This window comes from Martelella mediterranea (assembly GCF_004342225.1).
Classification (GTDB): domain Bacteria; phylum Pseudomonadota; class Alphaproteobacteria; order Rhizobiales; family Rhizobiaceae; genus Martelella; species Martelella mediterranea_B.
The window spans coordinates 52,877-73,590 of sequence record NZ_SMAR01000013.1; the positions used below are offsets into that span (position 1 = coordinate 52,877).

The 20,714-nt window shown below is 54.6% G+C and carries 18 protein-coding genes; 6 read left to right on the plus strand and 12 right to left on the minus strand.

Features of this window, described 5'->3' with window-relative positions; all coding sequences use genetic code 11:
- The first annotated feature begins 37 nt into the window (after positions 1–37).
- Positions 38–850 carry a ferredoxin--NADP reductase gene (locus EDC90_RS10325; RefSeq protein ID WP_132311218.1) on the plus strand — a complete coding sequence of 271 codons (813 nt, stop codon included), beginning with the start codon at positions 38–40 and terminating at the stop codon, positions 848–850.
- Positions 851–931: 81 nt separating this feature from the next.
- Here the strand turns inward: EDC90_RS10325 and EDC90_RS10330 are convergent, their stop codons facing one another.
- The 3 genes from EDC90_RS10330 to EDC90_RS10340 are packed head-to-tail and all read right to left on the minus strand — an operon-like array spanning position 932 to position 4,139.
- Positions 932–2,137 carry an ABC transporter permease gene (locus EDC90_RS10330; protein ID WP_132311220.1) on the minus strand — a complete coding sequence of 402 codons (1,206 nt, stop codon included), beginning with the start codon at positions 2,135–2,137 and terminating at the stop codon, positions 932–934.
- Positions 2,127–2,849 carry an ABC transporter ATP-binding protein gene (locus EDC90_RS10335; RefSeq protein WP_132311222.1) on the minus strand — a complete coding sequence of 241 codons (723 nt, stop codon included), beginning with the start codon at positions 2,847–2,849 and terminating at the stop codon, positions 2,127–2,129. The genes EDC90_RS10330 and EDC90_RS10335 overlap by 11 nt, the downstream gene beginning before the upstream one ends.
- A gap of 15 nt (positions 2,850–2,864) precedes the next feature.
- Positions 2,865–4,139, minus strand: a complete 1,275-nt coding sequence (locus tag EDC90_RS10340) for an efflux RND transporter periplasmic adaptor subunit (RefSeq protein ID WP_132311224.1) — start codon at positions 4,137–4,139, stop codon at positions 2,865–2,867.
- 60 nt (positions 4,140–4,199) lie between these two features.
- Between EDC90_RS10340 and EDC90_RS10345 the strand changes: the two genes are divergently transcribed.
- Positions 4,200–4,847, plus strand: coding sequence for an invasion associated locus B family protein (locus tag EDC90_RS10345; protein WP_165972802.1), 648 nt, complete (start codon positions 4,200–4,202; stop codon positions 4,845–4,847).
- Between the two features lie 301 nt (positions 4,848–5,148).
- Here EDC90_RS10345 and tgt read toward each other — a convergent pair whose 3' ends face one another.
- The 6 genes from tgt to gyrA form a co-directional block, all read right to left on the minus strand.
- A complete protein-coding gene (gene tgt, locus EDC90_RS10350) occupies positions 5,149–6,282 on the minus strand; it encodes a tRNA guanosine(34) transglycosylase Tgt (protein ID WP_132311228.1) in 1,134 nt (377 codons plus the stop codon).
- The gene (gene queA, locus EDC90_RS10355; protein WP_132311230.1) at positions 6,279–7,355 is read right to left on the minus strand and encodes a tRNA preQ1(34) S-adenosylmethionine ribosyltransferase-isomerase QueA; all 1,077 of its coding nucleotides are present in this window, start codon (positions 7,353–7,355) and stop codon (positions 6,279–6,281) included. Before queA ends, tgt begins: the two co-directional genes overlap by 4 nt.
- A gap of 83 nt (positions 7,356–7,438) precedes the next feature.
- Complete coding sequence (locus EDC90_RS10360; RefSeq protein WP_132311232.1) at positions 7,439–7,948, minus strand: peptidylprolyl isomerase; 510 nt, start codon at positions 7,946–7,948, stop codon at positions 7,439–7,441.
- A gap of 42 nt (positions 7,949–7,990) precedes the next feature.
- Positions 7,991–8,569 carry a peptidylprolyl isomerase gene (locus tag EDC90_RS10365; RefSeq protein WP_132311234.1) on the minus strand — a complete coding sequence of 193 codons (579 nt, stop codon included), beginning with the start codon at positions 8,567–8,569 and terminating at the stop codon, positions 7,991–7,993.
- Between the two features lie 36 nt (positions 8,570–8,605).
- On the minus strand, positions 8,606–9,100 hold the full coding sequence (coaD, locus tag EDC90_RS10370) for a pantetheine-phosphate adenylyltransferase (RefSeq protein WP_132311236.1): 495 nt from the start codon (positions 9,098–9,100) through the stop codon (positions 8,606–8,608).
- Between the two features lie 148 nt (positions 9,101–9,248).
- Positions 9,249–12,053: a DNA gyrase subunit A gene (gyrA, locus tag EDC90_RS10375; RefSeq protein ID WP_132311238.1), complete on the minus strand. Its 2,805-nt coding sequence runs from the start codon at positions 12,051–12,053 to the stop codon at positions 9,249–9,251.
- Between the two features lie 218 nt (positions 12,054–12,271).
- Between gyrA and EDC90_RS10380 the strand changes: the two genes are divergently transcribed.
- A complete protein-coding gene (locus EDC90_RS10380; RefSeq protein ID WP_132311240.1) occupies positions 12,272–12,916 on the plus strand; it encodes a MarC family protein in 645 nt (214 codons plus the stop codon).
- A gap of 13 nt (positions 12,917–12,929) precedes the next feature.
- On the opposite strand, the gene EDC90_RS10385 is transcribed toward EDC90_RS10380, so the two are convergent.
- On the minus strand, positions 12,930–13,811 hold the full coding sequence (locus EDC90_RS10385) for an alpha/beta fold hydrolase (protein WP_165972803.1): 882 nt from the start codon (positions 13,809–13,811) through the stop codon (positions 12,930–12,932).
- A gap of 241 nt (positions 13,812–14,052) precedes the next feature.
- Positions 14,053–14,574, minus strand: coding sequence for a single-stranded DNA-binding protein (locus EDC90_RS10390; protein ID WP_132311244.1), 522 nt, complete (start codon positions 14,572–14,574; stop codon positions 14,053–14,055).
- A 247-nt stretch (positions 14,575–14,821) separates the two neighbouring features.
- Between EDC90_RS10390 and uvrA the strand changes: the two genes are divergently transcribed.
- Positions 14,822–17,740 (plus strand): excinuclease ABC subunit UvrA, encoded by a 2,919-nt coding sequence (gene uvrA / locus EDC90_RS10395; protein WP_132311246.1) that lies wholly within the window; start codon positions 14,822–14,824, stop codon positions 17,738–17,740.
- A gap of 12 nt (positions 17,741–17,752) precedes the next feature.
- The gene (locus tag EDC90_RS10400) at positions 17,753–18,556 is read left to right on the plus strand and encodes a DUF72 domain-containing protein (RefSeq protein WP_132311248.1); all 804 of its coding nucleotides are present in this window, start codon (positions 17,753–17,755) and stop codon (positions 18,554–18,556) included.
- On the opposite strand, the gene EDC90_RS10405 is transcribed toward EDC90_RS10400, so the two are convergent.
- Complete coding sequence (locus tag EDC90_RS10405; RefSeq protein WP_245511022.1) at positions 18,549–20,015, minus strand: NAD(P)H-hydrate dehydratase; 1,467 nt, start codon at positions 20,013–20,015, stop codon at positions 18,549–18,551. The two genes, EDC90_RS10400 and EDC90_RS10405, sit on opposite strands and share 8 nt — an antisense overlap.
- Positions 20,016–20,365: 350 nt before the next feature.
- On the opposite strand from EDC90_RS10405, the gene EDC90_RS10410 reads away from it, so the two are divergent.
- Positions 20,366–20,704 (plus strand): P-II family nitrogen regulator, encoded by a 339-nt coding sequence (locus EDC90_RS10410; RefSeq protein WP_132311250.1) that lies wholly within the window; start codon positions 20,366–20,368, stop codon positions 20,702–20,704.
- Positions 20,705–20,714: the final 10 nt, after the last annotated feature.

Below are 20,714 nucleotides of genomic sequence, written 5' to 3' on the forward strand. Positions count from 1 at the left end.
CCCACCGCTAAACGATGAAAACAGGACGACAATCCGCATGAACGTGCAAGCCAAGACCGCGGAATTTGCAGAGACGCTGCCCGCAGGCGTCTACGCTGAAAAGGTGCTCAGCGTGAATCACTACACGGACCGCCTGTTTCGTTTTTCGATGACGCGGCCAGCAGGGTTTCGTTTTCGCTCCGGTGAATTCGCAATGATCGGCCTGATGGTTGAAGGCAAGCCGGTTTACCGTGCTTATTCGATTGCAAGCCCCTCATGGGCTGACGAACTGGAGTTCTTTTCGATCAAGGTGCCCAATGGCCCTTTGACGCAGCATTTGCAGAAAATTGAAACTGGTGACACCGTCTTGATGCGCAAGAAACCGACCGGAACACTGGTTCTGGACGCGCTGACGCCGGGGAAGCGCCTTTATATGTTTTCGACGGGCACAGGCATTGCTCCGTTTGCAAGTCTGATCCGTGATCCGGAAACGTATGAAAAGTTTGATGAAGTGATCCTGACACATACCTGCCGGGAGGTTGCCGAGCTTCAGTATGGCTTCGATCTGGTCAGCGAAATCCGCAATGACGAGCTATTGAGCGAGTTCGTTGGCGATAAGCTTACGCATTACGCAACTGTTACACGCGAACCGTTCGAGCGCAGCGGTCGTATCACCGATCTGATTGCCAGTGGCAAACTGTTCAGCGATCTTGGAGTGCCGCCGCTGGATCCGGTAACAGATCGCGGTATGATCTGTGGTTCGACCGAGATGCTGAAGGATACAAAGGCGCTGCTTGAACAGGCCGGAATGACAGAAGGCGCGAACAATAAGCCGTCCGAATTCGTAATCGAACGTGCGTTTGTGGGCTGAATTATTCCGACAATAAGATAATGAAAAAGGGGAGCACAGGCTCCCCTTTTTCATGCTCAGTGAATGCTGTCGCTGCCTTGGTTATTCATGTCTGAGGGCATCAATCGGTTGCAGCCGCGAAGCGCGCCGGGCAGGGAAATAACCGAAGACAATGCCAATCAGGGCGGAGACAAGAAATGCCACGATGATGAGGTATGGATTGGGTGCAAAAGGGACACCAAGATACTGAACACCGGCATATCCGACGCCCAGGCCGAGAGCGATACCGCCAATCCCGCCGAGCACCGAAAGAACGACGGCTTCGACCAGAAACTGCATGAGGACTTGCCGCCGGAAAGCACCAATCGCCAGCCGAAGACCGATTTCACGCGTTCGCTCGGTCACCGACACCAGCATGATGTTCATGATACCAATGCCACCGACGATCAGGCTGACTACAGCCACCGCGCCGAGAAGGCCCGCCAAAAGCCGTGTAGTGCCGTCCATTGTGTCCGCAATCTGCGTCATGTCGTTCACCACGAAGTCGCTGTCGCGACCGGAGGCGAGATTGCGCCGCTCACGCAGTAATGCTGACACGTCCTTCTCAACCTGTGCCTTTGAGGCGGTATCGCGTGCGGAAAGTATGATGCTGTCGATATAGCTTTCGCCGCCAACACGCCGCTGGAACGTTTTGATCGGCATTAGGACAATATCGTCCCGGTCCTGCCCCATGCCGCTTTCGCCACGGGCGCCCAGAACGCCGACAACATTGCAGGCGATATTTCCGACACGGATCGACTGCCCGACAGGCTCTGCTTCACCAAACAGCGCATTGGAGACCGTATTGCCGAGAATGCAGGCTGTTTCCCTTCCCTCATTTTCGGCGTCAGAAAAAGCGCGGCCTGATATGATGCGCCAGTCCTGAGCATCGAGATAGGAATTGGTCGATCCAACCACCGTGGTTTTTCTGTTCTGCCCACCGGAAACTACCGTAACACTGGCCGTATTTTGCGGCGCGACAGCGCGCAGACCGGCGATCTGGTTGCGGATGGCGGCAACGTCACTTTCCGAAAAGCCTTTTGCCGCTTCTGCCGGGCCACCGGGGCTGCGCTGACCGGGCCGGATAAACAACAGATCTGTTCCCAATTCGGATACTTCGGTTTTTACCTGTTGACTTGTACCCTCGGCGATTGTTGCCATTGCGATCACAGCCGATACGCCGATCACAACGCCCATAACCGTCAGAAAAGATCTCAGAAAGTTCTTGCGAACGGCCCGCAGCGCTAGCTTTACAGTTTCAAGAAACATGGCTTGTCTCCCTGGCCGCACGGGTGCGCAGGTCGCTTTCAAGGTGGCCATCAAGGAAGCGGATCGTCCGGTCAGCATAGGCCGCGACCATATCATCATGGGTGACGACGATCACTGTAATGCCGTTGGAGCGGTTCAGGCCGGTGATCAGGTCCATCACGGATTCGCTGGTGCGTGTATCAAGATTACCGGTTGGCTCATCAGCCAGCAGCACGCCGGGCTTTGTAACAATCGCCCTTGCAATTGCGACGCGCTGCTGCTGGCCGCCGGAGAGCGATTGGGCACTGTAATGCATACGGTCAGCGAGACCGACCTGGATGAGCGCCTGTTCGGCAAGCTCCCGGCGTTGTCTGCGCTTAATGCCACGATAAATGAGCGGTAGCTCAACATTATCGAGCGCGGAGGTGCGCGGCAAAAGATTAAAACCCTGAAACACGAAGCCCAGAAGATATCGCCGGAGAAGGGTGAGCTTGGAGGAGGGGAGTTCACCTGTCGGCACACCCTGGAACAGGTATTCGCCGCTGGACGGCGCATCAAGCCAACCCATGATATTCATCGCGGTGGATTTGCCCGAGCCGGAAGGGCCGCGAATGGCAACGAATTCACCGGCTTCAATCTCAAAATTTACACCGGCAAGCGCATCCACGGTCGCTTCGCCGCTGCCATATGTCTTGAAGACATCTTTAAACGCAATGAGCGGAGCGTTATTCATGGACACATCCCCCTGTTAGCCGGCAGTGCCGGTAATCAGTCTGTCACCAACCCTGAGATCGCCCTCGACCACCTGTGTGTAGCGTCCGTCTGTTGCCCCTGTGACAATTTCGACAGGTTGGGCCTCACCATTGCGCATGAGCCAGACTGTTCTTCCCTTGCCGGGGCCTGAGCTTTGACCGGCCTTGGGCTGATTGCTTTCTGGTGACAGCTGGAAACGCAAGGCGGAATTTGGCACCAGAAGTGCGTTTTCCACGTCGTCAGCGACGATTTCAGCCGTTGCGGTCATACCCTGACGCAGAAGCAGGTCTTCATTATCGACGCCCAGCACCGCCTTGTATGTAACCACGTCATTGTTAATCTCAGAAGCATAACGGATGGATTTGATCTCGGCCGGAAAGCTCATATCCGGAAACGCCTCAACGGTGAAGCTGGCGGTCTGCCCGACCTTAACCCGGCCAACGTCGGCTTCATCGACATCAACACGCAACTCCATCTGTTTCAAGTTGCCCGCGATCACGAACAGTGTCGGGGCTTCCAGCGATGCGGCCACTGTCTGACCAACATCGACATTGCGCTCGAGAACCACACCATCAATCGGGGACCGGATTTCCGCTTTCGTCAAGCGCAGCTGGGCGCGCTCCAGATCGCTTCGCGCAACGGATAATTGCGCTTCGGCACTATCTTTGGCGGCCTGCATCGCTTTCAGCTTGAACTCGGCATCCTCAAGATCCTGTCGCGGTGCGACATCGCGCTCCACAAGCTTTCCTGTGCGCTCCATATCAGCCTTTGCGGCCTCAAGATCCGAGCTGCTGGCCGCTATATCGGCCTGAGCGGCGGAAACGCGGGCGCGGGCACTTTGGATATCGGCTTCAAGTTCGTCTGTTTCAAGCTGAAGCAGCACATCTCCGGCGCTGATAGTGTCGTTAAAATCCGCGTAGACATCGCGTACAGTACCGGAAAGCTCACTGGAGATATCAACCTGATCGGTCGGTTCAATGGAACCGGTCGCCGTGACTGTAACCGTCATGCTGCCGCGAATCACGTCTTCGGTTGCGTATTGCTGTGCTGGACTGCCGACGGCCAGATCGGCAGGCCAGAACCGATAGCCGGCAAAAATGATAAAGCCCGCCACAACAACCACCAACAACCAGCGCCAGGGAAAATTCACTGGTTTGCGCGGCGGCTTGTTATTGCCCAGAATCGCATTGATATCGGGCATTTGCGGAGCAGGGCGCTGCGCTCCCTCTTCGCCAATACCTTTATTATGGCTGTCCGAATTCGTGGACATAATCTCACAGGTCCTGTCTGAAAGAGCCTCAATAAAACTCAGCGTTGCAGAAATATGTTATTGCAATTTTACGAGAGCATGTTTTGTTTCGTTACTGGTCGTGGCATAAATCCACGCAAGATGAAAGCCGGATTCGCACCGCTGGGTGGTGCATCTCATCTGCTTTACCTGGAGGGATACATAATGAAGTCGCGTCATGCAGTCGCAATCGCATTTGCCACATTATTGAGTGTCATGCCCGTTTCGAATGCGTTTTCCGCATTGCCGGACGGTGCTAACTCTTTGAATGAGACATATCAGGACTGGCGCGTTGCTTGTGTGAGCGATGGTGAAACGGATCGCTGTTCCATGCTGCAAAATCAGGTCTCAAAGGACTCTGGTCAACGCGTGATGTCCGTTGAGCTCACAGCACCGAATGCAAATGGTCTACAGGGCATTGTACTGATGCCATTTGGTCTTGCCTTGGCCAAAGGGATTTCAATCAGCATTGACGATGCTCCAGCAGACGCGACGTTCGGTTTTTCGACCTGTGTGCCGCAAGGCTGCGTCGTGCCAGTTCAGTTCAATGCCGACATGATCGGCAAACTTAAGAATGGCGGTACACTCAAAATCAGTGGCACTGTGCTCGACAGCGGTGAAGCGATTACGATTTCTTCTTCGCTTAACGGTTTCACTGCAGCCTATAACAGACTGAATGCTCTGCGATAGTTTCTAGACGGTTCAGAGGCAGAAGTGCTTACGTTGGTAAAACGTTCTCTGTCTCTTTAGCTGTCTTGGCCGTTCAGTTGAGTTCCATAATCTACCTTATGTGATTTTTTTGGAAATGTTGGACGATCTTGGTTTTTGTCCATGAGGTATGTGGTTATCGCTGAGCGAAATCCGCCAGCTCGAGCATCAACGAAACGCATGGATGGGCATATTGCTTCAATGCGCATGGGCAGACAGGCTGGGTGCCGTTGAGAAACCTTGTTCCTGCCTGATTGCCGGCTTGATGTCCATGCGGCTTCGATCAGACAGGATCTAAATCCCCTCTGGCCCATATATCCTGTGTCTCGGCCATGAAGTCTGCAAATCTGCCTTCGGCAATAGAGGCACGAATGCCCTTCATCAGATCCTGATAATAATGAAGATTATTCCATGTCAGCAGCATTCCGGCCAAGGACTCATTGGCACGGACGAGGTGATGCAGATAGGCGCGCGAATAATCTCGTGTTGCCGGGCACTCGCTTTCTTCATCCAGAGGGCGGAGATCTTCAGCATGGCGTGCATTTCTCAGATTGACCTTGCCTCTGCGGGTGAACGCCAGTCCGTGGCGCCCTGCCCGCGTTGGCATCACGCAGTCAAACATATCAATGCCACAGGCCACTGATTTCAAAATGTCATCGGGTGTTCCGACACCCATGAGGTAACGCGGTTTTTCCTTCGGCAACACAGGTAGCGTCACGTTGAGCATGTCCAGCATGACGGCTTGCGGTTCGCCGACTGCCAGGCCGCCGACGGCATATCCTTTGAGATCGAGTGCGGCGAGCCCTTCAGCAGAGCGCACGCGCAGATCGGGGATGTCGCCGCCCTGTACGATACCGAACATGGCCTTGCCCGGCTGTTCGCCGAAAGCCTCACGGCAACGTTCTGCCCATCTGAGCGACATTTCCATTGCGCGCTCAATTTCCTGCCGCTCCGCGGGCAACCGTACGCATTCATCGAGTTGCATCTGGATGTCAGACCCCAGAAGCCCCTGGATCTCGATTGAGCGCTCAGGGCTCATATGGTGAACGCTACCATCAATATGTGACTTGAAGGTAACGCCCTTCTTCTCGTCAATCTGGCGCAGGGCCGCAAGCGACATAACCTGAAAGCCACCGGAATCGGTAAGTATCGGATAGGGCCAGCGAATAAGCGCGTGCAGTCCGCCAAGGCGCGCCACGCGCTCTGCACCAGGGCGAAGCATCAGATGATACGTATTGCCGAGGATGATATCGGCCCCCAGTTCCCGAACCTGATCCAGATACATGGCCTTCACGGTACCGGCAGTTCCAACCGGCATGAAAGCCGGCGTGCGAATGACACCTCTTGGCATGGTGATTTCGCCAAGACGCGCCTTGTCACTGGTATTTTTCAGTGTGAATTGAAACTTATCGTTCATCTGTCTTTCCGGAACAGCAGGCTGGAGTCGCCATAGGAGTAGAAGCGGTAGCCGGTCTTTATTGCATGCGCATAGGCTGCCTGCATTGTATCAAGCCCACAAAATGCAGAAACCAGCATGAAAAGGGTCGATTTCGGCAGGTGGAAGTTGGTCATGAGCACATCGACCGCCTTAAACCGATAGCCGGGTTGGATAAAAATACCGGTCTCACCATGCCAGGGCTGAAGAACCCCGTTGTCGGTAGCCGCACTTTCCAGAAGGCGCAAAGAGGTGGTTCCCACGCTGACAATCCGTCCGCCTCGCGCTCGCACCGCATTAAGGGCTGCAGCAGCCTCTTCGCTGACATAGCCGCGCTCAAAATGCATTTTATGATTGTCTGTATCATCGGCTTTGACTGGCAAAAAGGTCCCCGCTCCCACATGGAGCGTTACGAAATGTCTTTCAATGCCGGCTTTGTCCAGTGCATCGAACAGTCGTGGGGTGAAATGGAGCCCCGCCGTCGGGGCAGCCACGGCGCCATCTTCGCGTGCATAGATGGTCTGATAATCATCGCGGTCACGATCATCTTCAGCGCGCTTTGCCGCGATATAGGGCGGCAGCGGAACATGACCGACCTGCATCAGTGCTTCATCAAGGGCGCCACCACGTGCATTGAAGCTGAGGGCGACTTCTCCCCCTTCTCTCTTTTCCGCCACCGTGGCTTCCAGCGTCATGCTTCCATCAGCTGATGTGAACACCATCTGGTCATGCGCTTTGATACGCTTTCCCGGCTTGGCAAATGCGTGCCATATATTGTCTGCCGATCGCAAATGGAGCGTAACGGAGACCGAAACATCCTGTCCGCCGGGCCGTTTTCGAACGCCTTCCAGCTGGGCAGGGATGACTTTTGTATCGTTGAAAACCAGAGCGTCGCCGGGGTTTAGAAACGATGGCAGATCAAGCACGCTATGATCTTCAGTCATGGGTTGGGAACCTGGCTGAACGACCAGCAGGCGGGCAGAATCGCGCGGGCTTGCAGGCCGAAGAGCGATATTTTCTTCCGGAAGGTCAAAGTTGAATAAATCTACGCGCATGATCTCATCGCTTTAAACCAAAAGCCCGCCGGCAGCCAGAAAAGGGCCGCCGCGCGGGCAGTCTCAATCAGATTTATGACGTTTTAAACGTCAGCGGCAACCTTCAGGGAAATGATATGATCCGGTTGGCTCACGGGTTCGCCACGCTCGAAAGAGTCGACCACATCCATGCCTTCAATCACCTGTCCCCAGACCGTGTACTGCTTGTCCAGCCAGGGAGCATCGGTAAAGCAGATAAAGAACTGAGAATTGGCCGAATTCGGGTTTTGTGTGCGTGCCATCGAGCATGTTCCGCGCACGTGGCGCTTATCGGAAAATTCGGCCGGAAGGTCGGGCTTTGAAGAGCCCCCTGTTCCGGCGCGGCCCGGATTGAAGCCCGGATTTTCCTTCTGGCCGTGCTGAACGTCACCGCCCTGTGCCATGAAATCCGCAATCACGCGATGGAAGACAACACCGTCGTAAGCGCCTTCGCGCGCCAGTTCCTTGATCCGTTCTACATGCTTCGGAGCAACATCCGGATAGGCTTCGATGACGATCTTCCCTTTGGATGTTTCCATGATGAACGCATTTTCACGGTCTTTGATTTCGGCCATAAACTCTCTCCTGTTGGCGCGTATCGGTCGAAATAATATGGGTCAGCGACCGAGTGTCACGTCAATGATCCGATCCGGATCGCTGACCTTACCATTCTGGGCCTTGTCGCCCTTTTTGATCTTGTCGACATTTTCCATGCCGGAAACGACTTCACCGATGACTGTATACTGACCATCAAGGAAAGGCGCATCATCAAACATGATGAAAAACTGAGAATTTGCAGAATTCGGATCCTGGGCACGCGCCATGCCAACCACACCACGCTTGAAAGGAATATCGGAAAATTCGGCTGGCAGGTCTGGCTGGTCTGAACCGCCCATGCCTGTACGCGCCGGATTGTAACCGTTTTCTTCATCGCCGAACTGGACATCTCCAGTCTGGGCCATAAAGCCGTCAATCACCCGGTGGAAGACAACATTGTTGTACGCGCCCTCTTCCGCCAGCGCTTTCACGCGGCCGGCATTTTCCGGCGCGACATCTTCAAACAATTCGATGGTGAAAGCGCCCTCGGTGGTGTTGAAGGTCAGATAGTCGTCGTTTTCCTGCGCAAGTGCAGGTCCGGAAATCGTGACAGACGTCAGCGCTGCAACTGCAGCCAGACCAGCAATCATCTTGTTCATTTCAGGCTCCTCGCTATGAATTCTTGGGGCGCGTTGTCAGCGCGAAAACTTTTCTGAAAGCGCTGTAGCGACAAAAGGTGGGACAAAACGGTTCACATCGCCACCCATTGCGGCCACTTGCCTGACCAATGTGGCCGATATCGGACGTGAGAGCGCCATTGCGGGCAGAAATACTGTCTGGATGTCTGATGCCATCGTCTGGTTCATACCAGCCATCTGCATTTCATAGGCAAAATCTGTCGAATCCCTAAGGCCACGGATGATCATCGTCGCACCACTCTTTCGCGCCGCATCGATCGCCAGGCCTTCAAATGCCTCAACTCTGACATCCTGGTTTCGTTCCGGCAGATGTTGCGCAATCGCTTTTTTCAGAAAACCAGCACGCTGCTCAAATGTGAAAAGCGGTTTTTTCCCGGCATTGACACCAATGCCGATCACCAGCCTGTCTGCAATGTTCAAAGCCTGCAGAACCACATCGAGGTGACCGTTCGTCATAGGATCGAAGGAGCCGGGATAAAAAGCTGTGCCCATGGTGCGACGTTCCGGGTTGCGTTTTCGGCCTTTTGTCACGGAACGTTGGGGACTGCAAGCCGCAAGACATGGAAATAGCGGGCATCCGCCGGATCAGCCCGCAGAAACTGAAAAGCCCGGGTATGAACCCGGACTTTCCGATTTAATGTCAGCTTTCTTCAGGGCCATCCTGTGGCGGCGTCGCCGAAGCTGCGCTTTCGTCTGCGCCCTCTTCGCCTTTCACCGCGGCATCGATGATTTCATCGTCTTCCGGCTCACTGATAACCTCAACCGAGACAACCTTTTCGTCCGCTCCCGTCTTGAACACGGTTACGCCCTTGGTTGCACGGCTTGCGATGCGAATTCCGTCAACAGGAACGCGGATCAACTGCCCGGCATTGGTGACCAGCATAATCTGATTGTTTTCCTCAACCGGGAAAGCGGCAACCAGCTTGCCGATTTCATCTGTCTTGGCGGTGTCGGTCGCGCGGATACCTTTACCACCGCGGCCGGACACACGAAAATCATAAGACGATGATTGTTTGCCGAAGCCCTTTTCGGTCACTGTCAGAATAAACTGCTCATGGAACTTCAGCTCCTCGTAGCGGTCATCCATCAGCGTGCCCTCTTCGACATCACCCTCGCCTACAAGTGCGATATCCTCAGGCTCACCGTTTTCAGAGCGACGTTCCAGCGCAGCACGTTTGAGATAGGCAGCACGCTCCCAAGGATCGGCTTCAACGTGGCTGACGATTGTCATTGAAATGACCGAGTCATCTTCAGCCAGAGCGATGCCGCGAACACCAATCGAGTTTCGTCCGGCAAAAACGCGCACGGTTGGAACCGGGAAGCGGATTGCCTGACCTTTAGCGGTGGTCAGAAGAACGTCATCATCCGGTGTACAGGTCCAGACAGAAAGGATGCGGTCATTCTCATCATCCAGCTTCATCGCAATCTTACCATTGCGGTTTACCTGAACGAAGTCAGAGAGTTTGTTTCGACGAACCGTGCCGCGTGTCGTCGCGAACATGACGTCGAGCTCTGACCAGCTGTCCTCATCTTCCGGCAACGCCATGATCGAGGTGATAGTTTCACCCTGCTGGAGCGGCAGCATGTTGATCAGTGCCTTGCCGCGCGACTGCGGCGTGCCAAGCGGGAGGCGCCAGACCTTTTCCTTGTAGACGATGCCGCGTGAGGAGAAGAACAGCACCGGTGTATGCGTGTTGGCGACGAAAAGCCGGGTCACGAAATCTTCATCGCGCATGGACATGCCTGCCCTGCCCTTGCCGCCACGGCGCTGCGCACGATAGGTCGTGAGCGGCACGCGTTTGATATATCCGTGGCGGGAAACCGTCACCACCATTTCTTCACGTGCAATCAGGTCCTCGTCGTCCATATCCGGGCCGCCTTCGAGGATTTCAGTGCGACGCGGGGTACCGAATTCGTCGCGAACCGCGGCCAGTTCTTCCTTGATGATCTGCTGAATTCTCAGGCGCGAGGACAGGATTTCAAGATATTCCTTGATCTCATCGCCGATCTTGTTCAGCTCATCGCCGATTTCATCACGACCCAGAGCCGTAAGACGCGACAGGCGCAGTTCAAGAATGGCACGGGCTTGCTCTTCAGAAAGCTGATACGTGCCATCTTCATTGATCTTGTGACGCGGGTCGTCAATCAGACGGATCAGCGATTCCACATCCTGTGCCGGCCAGTGACGCTCCATCAGCTGTTCGCGCGCGGTCGCCGGATCAGGCGCACGACGGATCAGGTTGATGATTTCATCGATATTGGCAACGGCAATGGCGAGGCCGACCAGAACATGTGCCCGTTCACGCGCCTTGCGCAGCAGGTATTTTGTGCGACGGCTGACGACGTTTTCGCGGAAAGCGACGAAGGCCTTTAGAATGTCGAGCAGGTTCATCTGCTCAGGCTTGCCGCCATTCAGCGCCACCATGTTGCAGCCAAAAGAGGTCTGCAGCGGTGTGTAGCGATAAAGCTGGTTCAGGATAACTTCAGCATTGGCATCGCGCTTAAGTTCGACCACCACGCGATAGCCTTCGCGGTCGGACTCATCACGCAGATCGGAAATGCCTTCGATACGCTTGTCGCGCACCAGTTCGGCCATTTTCTCGATCATCGTCGCCTTGTTCACCTGATAGGGAATTTCGGTGATGATGATCTGTTCACGATCGCCACGCATCGGCTGGATCGAGGCTTTGCCGCGCATGATGACAGAGCCGCGTCCGGTCTCGTATGCAGATTTGATTCCAGCCCGACCAAGAATCTGCGCTCCGGTCGGAAAATCCGGACCCGGAATAATCTGCATCAGCTCCGGCAGCTCGATGCCGGGGTCATCCATGATGGCAATGCAGCCATCGATGACTTCCGACAGATTATGGGTCGGAATATTCGTGGCCATGCCAACGGCAATACCGCCTGCACCATTGACCAGCAGGTTCGGGAATTTCGCCGGGAGAACGACTGGCTCGGAAAGCGTGCCGTCATAGTTCTCGCGAAAGTCGACCGTTTCCTTGTCGAGGTCGTCGAGAAGCGTATGGGAAACTTTCTCCAGACGGCACTCGGTGTAACGCTCGGCCGCTGGCGGATCACCGTCAATCGAGCCAAAGTTACCCTGACCGTCGATCAGAGGCAGACGAAGTGACCAGTCCTGCGCCATGCGTGCCAGAGCATCGTAAATCGCGGCATTGCCATGCGGGTGATATTTACCCATGACATCGCCGGTAATACGGGCGCATTTCATGTACTTCTTGTTCCAGTCGACGCCGAGTTCCGACATGCCGTAAAGAATACGGCGATGGACCGGTTTCAACCCGTCGCGAACATCAGGCAGCGCACGGCTGACGATTACGCTCATCGCATAATCGAGATACGAGCGCTGCATTTCTTCCACAATGGAAATGGGCTCAATGCCCGGCGGGAGTCCCCCGCCCGATGGTGTCGTTTGCTCAGTCAAATTGAATCACGATCTCAATCTAGAATCATATATGTTATCTATAGCTGAATCCGTTTGCAGACGCCAATTTCATGAAGCGATATGGCGTGGATATGGCACGGTTCTTTTTGAAAACCGCAGGAGTGCAGCTAAGCTTCGCTCTCAATGCCGCCAAAACGATTTGGCAAGGCCACGTGTTTTAGCTGGCCGTGCCGAGACCAATGCACCATGAGGTACATATGGACGATATGTCTGAACTTGTGAACGGCTTTGTAACCCTGATGGTGACGATGGATCCACCGGGCATGGTACCGGTATTTCTGGCGCTGACTGTCGGCATGACAAGGGATGAGCGGCGCAGCGTGGCAATCCGTGGCGCTCTTATCTCGTTCGTTCTGCTCGTCGTTTTTGCGTTGATTGGCACACAGATACTGGATGCGCTCGGGATCTCCATGAGCGCTTTTCGCATTGCTGGCGGGGTTTTGTTGTTCTGGATCGGCTGGGAGATGGTTTTCGAAAAGCGCCTCGAACGCAAAGAGAAAACGACTGAAACAGCGATTACCAGAGATCATATTGCCAATCTGGCGGCTTTTCCTCTGGCGATGCCGCTGCTTGCAGGCCCCGGCGCAATCTCAGCCACGATATTGCTCGGTTCTCGCGCAGACGGCCTGCTCGAAACTGTTGCGCTTGTCGGAATTATTCTTCTTGCTTCGCTGATTGTTCTGGGGGCCATGCTCACAGCGGGATTCATAGATCGCCTGCTTGGTGAAACGGGGCGAAATATTCTGACCCGCATTTTGGGCATGATGCTGACGGCGCTGGCCGTCCAGTTCGTCATTGACGGCATGCAGGCCGCTTTCGGACTGAGCGGGACGGCAGGCTGAACGGAGGCGGAAGCTATGCGTTTCTCAGGAAACAGAGCAGCCTTTCGGCAAAGTGCTCGGGTTCTTCCAGCGGCGGCGTATGCCCGCTTCTGTCAAACTTTGCGGTTTCAGCTCGCCGAAACATTGGCAGTAACGGGGTCCAGCTTTCCGGCGGGGCGATCAGGTAGTCATTGGCTCCCAATGCGATCAGGACCGGAGCTTCAACCTTTTCTGCCAGAAAGCGAACATCAATGTCGCGAAAGACCTCGCCCCACAGATGATCAAAGGCCGCATCGTTGATCGGCACGCCCGACCACAGCCAGCGTGCATCGTAGGTGGGATCATTCCAGCTCCGTGCACCAAGTCGAATGAGTAAATGTTTGAAGCGGGTATTCGGCGCATTTAGATTATCCGTGGCCAGGCTCGCGATGTCCCGGGACAGAATGGCCCTGCGTGTTTCATCCGCCTCTTCCTCGAAGCGCCGATCGGCAGCTTCCAGCATCTCTTTCGACTGGCTCGGCGCCGTGGCGATCATGGCGACATGAGACACATGTTCACGATAGCGCGCAGCATAGGCAAGCGCCATGTAGCCGTGTCCGGAATGACCGAGAATGGCAAACCGTTCAAGGCCCAGGCGAACGCGCATACGCTCTATATCCGCGACGATGCGCTCAAGGCTGAAATCGCTGTCCTTGTGATCTTCGATGGCGGTCGCGAACCCGCAATGATCAATGAAATGAAAACGCAGGTCGCTGCGCAAGACCGCAGGAAAGCAACGCGCATAATAGTCGGCACTGCCGATAACAACTACAGGAAGCCCCTGTCCTTCAATCCGAAAGGACAGAAGAAAGCCACCACTTTCAAGGATACCGAAACGGTCGTCGCTACCGGCGACGGGAGAAAGAAAATCTGTCATGCTATAATCCATAAGAAAACGATCGTAGTTCCATGATGAAACTGACGCCAAAACCCTCAGTGCCCCGGCAAAGCCGCAGCACCGGCAAAATGGTTTTGTGCGATCATCGCTAACGGATCAGTGTCATGCGTTCCTTCCCGTTCCTGGGTTTTCCAGAAGAATACGTTATCCTTGCACACAGTGTGCAAAACGAAGAAATGCGAATGCCGCTCTCTTCGCTCCGGCGATCAGTAAATTCACATCAAAACGGAATGTCGTCGTCGAGGTCCTGCGAAAGCCCGCCGCTTCCACCACTGCTGCGGCCGCCACCGCCGCCGGAAGATGGCTGTGAACCATAGTCGTCATAACCACCGCCAAGATTGCCGCCGGACTGACCGCCGCCAAATGACTGGCCACCGCCGCCGCCTTCGCCACGCCCGTCGAGCATGGTCAGCGAAGAGTTGAAGCCCTGCAAAACGACTTCGGTCGAATATCGGTCCTGTCCGCCCTGATCTGTCCACTTGCGCGTTTGCAGCTGACCTTCAATGTAGACCTTCGAGCCTTTGCGCAGATACTGCTCGGCAATCTTGCAGAGGCCTTCATTGAAGATGACCACGCGATGCCATTCAGTGCGCTCTTTACGTTCACCTGAATTGCGGTCGCGCCAGCTCTCGGAGGTCGCAACGCGGAGGTTGGCGATCGGTCTTCCATCCTGGGTGCGGCGAATCTCCGGGTCTGCTCCCAGATTGCCGACGAGTATGACCTTGTTTACACTGCCTGCCATAAATACCACCTGTTTGGTCGCCCTTGCGACCGTCAATCAAAACTCCGGATAACATAAACGATATGACGGCGCCGGACCAAAGCAAGCGTCGAAATCCACAACAAAAAATGTTCTTTATTTGTTCTAAAACGATGTTATGGTTTAAGTCAAGTCATCGATTTTCGATGAATGGTTCAGGTAAGTCTCGACTCCTGCGGCTTGTGACCTACATAGGAACCGGATTTCAATTGACATTAAGCGGGATGTTATGAGCGAGCTCAAAAATATTTCCATTCGCGGTGCCCGCCAGCACAATCTGAAGGGCGTGGACATTGATTTGCCGCGCAATTCCCTGATCGTCATGACCGGGCTTTCTGGTTCCGGAAAGTCATCGCTGGCTTTTGATACGATTTATGCAGAAGGGCAGCGCCGTTATGTTGAGAGCCTGTCCGCCTATGCGCGACAGTTTCTCGAGATGATGGAGAAACCGGACGTCGACAGGATTGACGGCCTGTCGCCGGCGATCTCGATTGAGCAGAAGACAACCTCGAAAAATCCGCGCTCCACGGTTGGAACTGTCACTGAGATTTACGATTATATGCGGTTGCTGTTTGCCCGCACGGGGGTTCCCTATTCACCTGCGACCGGGCTTCCGATCGAAAGCCAGACGGTTACGCAGATGGTTGATCGGATCCTGGCGCTTGAAGAACGGACGCGGCTTTATCTTCTTGCGCCGCTTGTGCGCGGGCGTAAGGGTGAGTTTCGCAAGGAACTCGCCGAATTGATGAAAAAGGGCTTTCAGCGCGTAAAGATTGATGGCTCTTTTTATGAGATATCCGAAGCACCGAAGCTCGACAAGAAATACAAACACGACATTGATGTCGTGGTCGATCGCGTTGCGGTGCGTGACGACCTGGCGACGCGTCTTGCTGACAGTCTGGAGACATGTCTTGAGATTGCAGACGGTCTGGCAGTTGCAGAATATGCAGATAAGCCGCTTCCTGAAAAAGAGACCGCGGCAGGCGGTGCTAAAAACAAGTCTCTCAATGAAACCCATGAGCGGATTGTTTTTTCGGAGAAGTTTGCCTGCCCTGTTTCTGGGTTCACCATTTCCGAGATTGAACCACGGCTGTTTTCATTCAATAACCCGGTTGGCGCGTGCCCGACGTGTGACGGGCTGGGTTTTCAGCAGAAAATCGATGAAGGGCTTGTCGTTCCGGATCGTACCAAAGCCCTGAGCGATGGTGCCATCGCGCCCTGGTCAAAGTCTTCGTCACCTTATTACCGGCAGACGCTCGAGGCGCTGGGCAGGCATTTTGGCTTCAAGATGAGTGACCGGTGGGAACAACTGTCTGAGAAAGCCAGAAACGCGATACTGAACGGCACCAGTGAGAAGGTCGAGTTCAATTATGCTGATGGTGCGCGCTCTTATAAAACGACAAAAATTTTCGAGGGCATTGTTCCCAATCTCGAACGGCGCTGGCGCGAAACAGATTCCGCCTGGGCGCGGGAGGAGATTGAGCGTTATATGTCTGCTGCGCCCTGCCCTGCCTGTCATGGCTACCGGCTGCGTCCCGAGGCGCTGGCGGTCAAAATTGACGGATTGCATATTGGTGAGGTTGGCGAAATGTCGATCCGCGGCGCACGCGACTGGTTTGAAGACTTGCCTGCGCACTTCTCTCAAAAGCAGAATGACATTGCCGTTCGTATCCTCAAAGAGATCCGTGAGCGCCTGCGCTTCCTCAACGATGTCGGGTTGGAATATCTGACGCTGTCGCGCAATTCCGGAACGCTTTCAGGTGGGGAAAGTCAGCGGATCCGTCTGGCCTCTCAGATCGGCTCGGGATTGACCGGTGTTCTTTACGTACTGGATGAGCCATCGATTGGCCTTCACCAGCGCGACAACGATCGCCTGCTTGATACGCTGAAACACCTTCGCGATATCGGCAATACCGTGATTGTTGTAGAACACGACGAGGATGCCATTCTTGCCGCTGACTATGTCGTCGATGTTGGTCCTGCTGCGGGCATACATGGTGGAGAGATTGTCGCTGAAGGTCCGCCTTCCGCCATCATGGCAAATCCGAAGTCTCTGACGGGGCAGTATCTCAGCGGTGTTGAAGCTGTTGAGGTTCCGGCTGAACGGCGGAAAGCGCGTAAGGGCAAGGCCTTGAAGGTGGCCGGTGCGCGCGGAAATAACCTCAAGGATGTTACGGCGTCCATCCCGCTGGGGGTCTTCACAGCGGTAACAGGTGTGTCTGGCGGTGGCAAATCCACGTTTCTGATCGAGACGCTGTACAAGGCAGCCGCGCGACGCATCATGGGCGCGCGCGAGAACCCGGCGCCTCATGATGCGGTCGAGGGGCTGGAGTTTGTCGATAAGGTGATCGATATCGATCAGTCGCCAATCGGGCGCACACCCCGATCCAATCCGGCAACTTATATTGGCGCATTCACGCCGATCAGAGAATGGTTTTCCAGCCTGCCGGAGGCAAAAGCGCGCGGCTACCAGCCAGGGCGCTTCTCCTTCAATGTGAAAGGCGGACGATGTGAGGCTTGTCAGGGTGACGGGCTGATCAAGATTGAGATGCACTTCTTGCCCGACGTGTATGTGACTTGCGATGTTTGCCACGGGCAACGCTATAATCGTGAAACACTGGATGTGAAATTTAAGGGTAAATCGATTGCCGATATTCTTGAGCTGACGGTTGAAGAAGGTGTTGAGTTCTTCTCTGCTGTCCCGTCTGTACGGGACAAGTTACAGACGCTTAAGGATGTTGGCCTCGGATATATCAAGGTTGGCCAGCAGGCGAATACGCTCTCGGGCGGTGAGGCTCAGCGTGTGAAGCTGGCAAAGGAGCTTTCGCGCAGGTCCACAGGAAAGACGCTTTATATCCTTGATGAGCCGACAACAGGCCTTCATTTCCACGATGTCGCCCGTCTGCTGGATGTGCTGCACAAGCTGGTTGAACAGGGCAATTCCGTCGTCGTCATCGAGCATAATCTTGAAGTCATAAAAACGGCTGACTGGATTATCGACTTTGGCCCTGAAGGCGGAGATGGAGGGGGCGAGATCGTTGCCACGGGTACGCCGGAAGATATTGTCAGGGAAACGAAATCATACACCGGGCGGTATCTGAAAGACCTTCTGGAGCGTCGGCCGCAGAAGATTGCCGCAGCGGAATAAGAGGAAAAGATCATGGTTCAGGCATCGGGAACACTTCGAGCAGGAATTGGCGGCTGGAAATTCGATGCCTGGAACACCTCTTTCTACCCTGAAGGGCTGCCGAAGACTCGGCAGCTTGAATATGCCAGCCAGAGGCTTTCTGTAATTGAGGTCAACGCCACCTACTATTCGTCTCAAAAGCCGTCGACCTTTGCCAAATGGGCCGAAACTGTTCCCGGTACCTTTGTTTTTGCGCTGAAAGCCAGCCGCTTTTGTACAAATCGCAAAAGGCTCTCAGAGGCCGAAGGGTCTGTTGAGAAATTTCTCGGTTCGGGGCTCACCGAGCTTGGAGATCATCTCGGGCCGATACTCTGGCAATTCACGCCCACGAAATCATTCCAAAAGGATGATTTCGAGAGTTTTCTGCAGCTTTTGCCAGAAAAGCGGGATGGCATTTCGCTTCGGCATGCAGTTGAGGTGCGTCACCCCAGCTTTCTGGTGCCTGAATTCGTTTCACTTGCCCGTAAATACAAAGTCTCAGTCGTTTGTGCAGATCATCCGGAATACCCTATGCTCGCCGATATCACGGGTGATTTCATTTATGCGCGGCTGCAGAATGGATCAGACGAAAATCCGCTCTGCTATACTGATACAGGGATTGAGGGCTGGGCTGAAAGATTGCGCGTGTGGGCTTCCGGTCGTCAGCCGGATGACCTTCCACTGTTTGATGATTTTGAGCCTGAGCACAAAAAGCGCGATGTCTATGCCTTTTTCATCAAGGGAGGCAAGGTGAACGCACCGGCCGGAGCGATGGCGCTTCAGAGCCGCCTCAACTGATTTGTGAGTATTTCGGCAGGCCGTTGGGCAGGTCTTCTGCGCTTAACCCCTCTCCTGCGTTCTGACCGGCGGCGCCATGGAGCCAGGCTCCGGCACACGCGGCCTCAAATGGTGGCATTTCCTGCGCCAGAAGGCTGCCAATAATTCCCGACAGCACATCACCGGAGCCTGCTGTTGCAAGCCATGGCGGAGCATTGGCATTAATCGCTGCGCGACCGTCCGGGGCGGTAATCACAGTGTCCGCACCTTTATAAAGAACCACGGCATTGGATCGGCTGGCAGCAGCTCTGGCTTTTTCCAGCTTGCCAAGACTTTTGTCGCTGTGAATGTCAGGAAAAAGGCGCGCAAATTCGCCTTCATGTGGAGTGAGAACGAACGTCGTTGGATGTTTTGATAGCGAATAAAAAAGACGGTCGGGGCTTTCAGCAAAAGAGGTGATCCCGTCAGCGTCCAGCACAACAGGATTGCCAGCTAGAAGGTTTGTATAGTCGCGGGCCTTTTCTCCGATACCAAAGCCGGGGCCAAGCACGAATGCGGAAAGCCGTTTGTCTTCAAGCCAGTGGCTGAGTTCTCTTACGTTGTTGATTTCCCGCAGCATGATTGCGGTCAGGTGCGCGGTCGCCTCTGTGCAGGCATTGGATGGCGTCGCAAGCGTCACGAGCCCTGCCCCGGCTTTCAGTCCGGCTGTTGCCGACAGTCGCGCCGCGCCGGTTGTCCCGTGGCCGCCGGAAAAAACGGTCAGATGTCCGCGCTTGAACTTATGAGACTGGATCGAAGTTGCAGGAAGATGCGCTTTCCAGAGTGAAGGTTCATTCAGATAGGTATTTCCGGCAACGGATGTGAGTATTCGCTGGGGAATGCCGATATCGAAGGTTTCCAGAGTGCCGCAATGCTCCCGGCCGGGTAAAAGGAAATGTCCCGGTTTGGGCCTCATAAATGTGATTGTGTGTGAGGCCGTGACTGCCGTCCCGAGTGCGGCTCCGGTGCCACCGCTGATACCAGATGGCAGATCGACTGCAACCACGTTCGATCCTGCTTTGCGAAGGTTTAAAATCAGGCTTTGCACCGCAGGATCAAGTGAACGCGTCAACCCGGCTCCGAAAAGGGCATCGACCACCACGTCATTCGCTTTGGGAGCATATGCCGCCAGCGGTTGCGGTTTTACCGGGCAGGCATTGAAAGCCTGAGCGACATCGCCTTTCAGGTTTGCCAGATCGCCGAAGTGGTAGATGCTGACATTGCATCCTGCCTCAAAAAGCGCCTTTGCTGCGATATATCCGTCGCCGCCGTTATTTCCCGGACCGCACAAAACAACCATCCGCACCGCGGCAGGGAAGCGCCGGAGGACAGCGGCGGAAACCGCTTCGCCTGCTTTCATCATCAAGCGATGACTATCGATTCCGCTTGCGGCCGCCATTTGGTCGGCCTGCCCCATTTGCTCAGGTGTCAGCAATTGCATTTCATTCCTCCTTGGTGTCGGAATTAAAATGCGATTTTATTCGAAGGATCAACTGCTGCGTTGATATGATTACGTTATAACCATATGCCTATAAATTAGACATTTCGAAATGCCCAAAATCCGTGCGGACACCTGTTGGCGGAGTTTGTTGGTTGTGATGCTTGACGCTCTTGATCGTTTCACCGAACCTGACTGGTGAATGAGCCGGGAGTTTTAGAGACACAGCAAAGAATAGTGAGAAAAAAATCGCTTTCTTTGCATTGGAAGTGAAACTTGGCATGCTATGTGCATATCGTGTTTCGAGCGGGCTGATGCCTGCTTCAACGGGAGAAGCGGAGAGCAATTTTCTCATGAAAAAGATCGAAGCGATCATAAAACCCTTCAAGCTGGACGAAGTGAAGGAAGCCCTTCAGGACGTTGGCTTGCAAGGTATAACAGTCACGGAAGCCAAGGGCTTCGGGCGCCAGAAGGGTCATACTGAACTTTACCGTGGCGCCGAATATGTCGTTGACTTTCTACCCAAGGTCAAAGTCGAAGTCGTGTTGGTGGACGAGAATGTGGACGCCGTGATCGAGGCGATCCGCAATGCCGCTCAGACAGGACGTATCGGCGACGGAAAGATCTTCGTTTCCAATGTCGAAGGCGTTGTGCGTATCCGTACCGGCGAGACCGGTGAGGACGCCATCTGACCCAAACCGC

What these genes read in the sequence shown, in the direction of transcription:
- EDC90_RS10325 (WP_132311218.1), top strand. Translation starts at nt 38, where the DNA reads ATGAACGTGCAAGCCAAGACCGCGGAATTTGCAGAGACGCTGCCCGCA.
- EDC90_RS10330 (WP_132311220.1), bottom strand. Translation starts at nt 2,137, where the DNA reads ATGTTTCTTGAAACTGTAAAGCTAGCGCTGCGGGCCGTTCGCAAGAAC.
- EDC90_RS10335 (WP_132311222.1), bottom strand. Translation starts at nt 2,849, where the DNA reads ATGAATAACGCTCCGCTCATTGCGTTTAAAGATGTCTTCAAGACATAT.
- EDC90_RS10340 (WP_132311224.1), bottom strand. Translation starts at nt 4,139, where the DNA reads ATGTCCACGAATTCGGACAGCCATAATAAAGGTATTGGCGAAGAGGGA.
- tgt (WP_132311228.1), bottom strand. Translation starts at nt 6,282, where the DNA reads ATGAACGATAAGTTTCAATTCACACTGAAAAATACCAGTGACAAGGCG.
- queA (WP_132311230.1), bottom strand. Translation starts at nt 7,355, where the DNA reads ATGCGCGTAGATTTATTCAACTTTGACCTTCCGGAAGAAAATATCGCT.
- EDC90_RS10360 (WP_132311232.1), bottom strand. Translation starts at nt 7,948, where the DNA reads ATGGCCGAAATCAAAGACCGTGAAAATGCGTTCATCATGGAAACATCC.
- EDC90_RS10365 (WP_132311234.1), bottom strand. Translation starts at nt 8,569, where the DNA reads ATGAACAAGATGATTGCTGGTCTGGCTGCAGTTGCAGCGCTGACGTCT.
- coaD (WP_132311236.1), bottom strand. Translation starts at nt 9,100, where the DNA reads ATGGGCACAGCTTTTTATCCCGGCTCCTTCGATCCTATGACGAACGGT.
- EDC90_RS10380 (WP_132311240.1), top strand. Translation starts at nt 12,272, where the DNA reads ATGGACGATATGTCTGAACTTGTGAACGGCTTTGTAACCCTGATGGTG.
- EDC90_RS10385 (WP_165972803.1), bottom strand. Translation starts at nt 13,811, where the DNA reads ATGACAGATTTTCTTTCTCCCGTCGCCGGTAGCGACGACCGTTTCGGT.
- EDC90_RS10390 (WP_132311244.1), bottom strand. Translation starts at nt 14,574, where the DNA reads ATGGCAGGCAGTGTAAACAAGGTCATACTCGTCGGCAATCTGGGAGCA.
- uvrA (WP_132311246.1), top strand. Translation starts at nt 14,822, where the DNA reads ATGAGCGAGCTCAAAAATATTTCCATTCGCGGTGCCCGCCAGCACAAT.
- EDC90_RS10400 (WP_132311248.1), top strand. Translation starts at nt 17,753, where the DNA reads ATGGTTCAGGCATCGGGAACACTTCGAGCAGGAATTGGCGGCTGGAAA.
- EDC90_RS10405 (WP_245511022.1), bottom strand. Translation starts at nt 20,015, where the DNA reads ATGCAATTGCTGACACCTGAGCAAATGGGGCAGGCCGACCAAATGGCG.
- EDC90_RS10410 (WP_132311250.1), top strand. Translation starts at nt 20,366, where the DNA reads ATGAAAAAGATCGAAGCGATCATAAAACCCTTCAAGCTGGACGAAGTG.